We start from the raw sequence: 2,288 nt of genomic DNA on the forward strand, positions 1-2,288 counted from the left end.
TCACGCCACCCGCAGCAGCACGTGCCTCTTGCGGCCGAACGAGAGCTTGAGCACGCCGTCGTTGGCGAAGTCCGCGGTGCGCAGCACGGCGCGCTCGTCGGTGAGCACCACGTCGTTGATGCGCAGGCCCCCGCTCTTGATCTGGCGGCGTGCCTCGCTCGTCGAGGGCACGAGCTTGGCGTATTCCGGCCCGAAGGCGGAGAGCACGCCGAGGCCCGCATCGACGAGGTCGCGCGAGACGGTGACGCTCGGGAGATCGGCCGCCACCGTCCCCTCGACGAAGGTCTTGCGCGCGGTCTCGGCGGCCGCGTCCGCCGCCGCGCGGCCGTGCATCAGCGCGGTGGCTTCCGTGGCGAGGCGGATCTTGGCCGCGTTGATGCCGGCGCCGCCGCGGCCCGAGAGGTCGGCGATCTCGTCGAGCGGCAGGAGCGTGAACAGCTTGAGGAAGCGGCCGACGTCGGCGTCCTCGGTGTTGCGCCAGAACTGCCAGTAATCGTACGGGCTCAGCATCTGCGCATCGAGCCAGACCGCGCCGGCCGCGGTCTTGCCCATCTTCGCGCCCGACGCCGTGGTGAGCAGCGGGCAGGTCAGCCCGAGCAGGCCCGGCACGCCCATGCGGCGGCCGAGGTCGATCCCGGTGACGATGTTGCCCCACTGGTCCGAGCCGCCCATCTGCATCGTGCAGCCGTGGCGGCGGTTGAGCTCGACGAAATCGTAGGACTGGAGGATCATGTAGTTGAACTCCAGGAACGAGAGCTCCTGGTCGCGCTCCAGCCGCATCCGCACGCTGTCCATCGTCATCATGCGGTTGATCGAGAAGTGCCGGCCGACGTCGCGCAGCATCGCGATGTAGTTGAGCGTCGTCAGCCACTCGGCGTTGTCGGCCATCAGCGCGCCGTCGGCCGCCCCGCCGAAGTCGAGGAACCGGGCGAAGGTCTTCTGGATACCGGCCTTGTTGGCCTCGATCTGCTCCAGCGACAGGATCTTTCGTGATTCGTCCCGCCCCGACGGGTCGCCGACGCGGGTGGTGCCGCCGCCCATCAGGACGATCGGCCGGCCGCCGCTCTTCTGCAGCCAGTGCAGCATCATGATCGAGAGCAGGTGGCCGATATGCAGCGAGGCGGCCGTGCAGTCGTAGCCGACGTAACAGGTGAGCCGGCCTTCGGCCGCCGCCGCATCGACGGCGGCGAAGTCCGAGCATTGGTGGACGTAGCCGCGCTCCGTGAGCACCTTGAGGAACTCGGATCTCGGCGCGAAAGGCTCGGCGGTCATGATCGGGTCAGGCTTCTCGATGGGAAGCGGAACGGCTCGCCGCCGGACGGGGCGACGCCCGCGTGCTGGCGCGTCCGCTCGCAAAAGGGCATCAGGCGGCTCATAGCAGGGCGGCCGGCGAAAGGCACGGGGCGAAAGGCACGGGGATAGGCCATGACCATGATGCGCGCGATCGGCCTGATGAGCGGCACGTCCCTCGACGGCGTGGACGTGGCCCTGATCGAGACCGACGGCGAGACGGTCCACGTGGTCCGGAGCCGCAACAACTTCCTCGAACCGCTCGGGCCGACGGGCTACCGCGGCTATTCCGACGACGAGAAGGCGCTGCTGCGCGCCGCCACCAAGGACGCCGAGGGCGTGGTCGCGCCGGCCGACCGCCCCGGCCGGCTGCCGGAGGCGGAAGCCTTCGTCACTGAGGCGCACGCCGAGGCGGTCGAGCAGTTCCTCGCCGAGAACAGGCTCTCGGCCGCCGACATCGACGTGATCGGCTTCCACGGCCAGACGGTGATCCACCGGCCCGACCAGCGCATCTCGATCCAGGTCGGCGACGGCCAGGCGCTGGCCGACCGCCTGCGCATCCCGGTGGTCTCGGATCTCCGCCGCGCCGACATCGAGGCCGGCGGGCAGGGCGCGCCGCTGGTGCCGGTGTTCCATCAGGCGCTCGCCGCCGCATCGGGCTTCGAGGGCGCCTTCGGCATCCTCAACATCGGCGGCGTCGCCAACGCGACCCTGATCGATTCCCGCGGCGGCGTCGTCGCCTTCGACACCGGGCCGGGCAACGCGCTGATCGACGAATGGATGCAGGAGCGCACGGGCAGGAACCTCGACGACGGCGGCCGCACCGCCGCCCGCGGGCGCGCCGACGAGCCGCTGCTGGCGTGGCTCCTGACCCACCCGTTCTTCGTCCGGCGCCCGCCCAAGTCCCTCGACCGCAACTGGTTCTCGCACAAGCTCGCGGGCCAGCTCTCCACCGAGGACGGGGCCGCGACGCTCACCGCCTTCACCGCCCGCGCGGT

Annotated in this window: 2 protein-coding genes; one reads left to right on the plus strand and one right to left on the minus strand. The window is 70.7% G+C overall.

Annotated features, from left to right (window positions below; genetic code table 11):
- Positions 1–1,272, minus strand: coding sequence for a tyrosine--tRNA ligase (gene tyrS, locus ACFE86_RS22510; protein ID WP_375457528.1), 1,272 nt, complete (start codon positions 1,270–1,272; stop codon positions 1–3).
- 153 nt (positions 1,273–1,425) lie between these two features.
- Between tyrS and ACFE86_RS22515 the strand changes: the two genes are divergently transcribed.
- The coding region (locus ACFE86_RS22515) for an anhydro-N-acetylmuramic acid kinase (protein ID WP_375457529.1) at positions 1,426–2,288 on the plus strand (863 nt) is incomplete at its 3' end.

This window comes from uncultured Methylobacterium sp. (assembly GCF_964244095.1).
Taxonomy (GTDB): Bacteria; Pseudomonadota; Alphaproteobacteria; order Rhizobiales; family Beijerinckiaceae; genus Methylobacterium.

What these genes read in the sequence shown, in the direction of transcription:
- tyrS (WP_375457528.1), bottom strand. Translation starts at nt 1,272, where the DNA reads ATGACCGCCGAGCCTTTCGCGCCGAGATCCGAGTTCCTCAAGGTGCTC.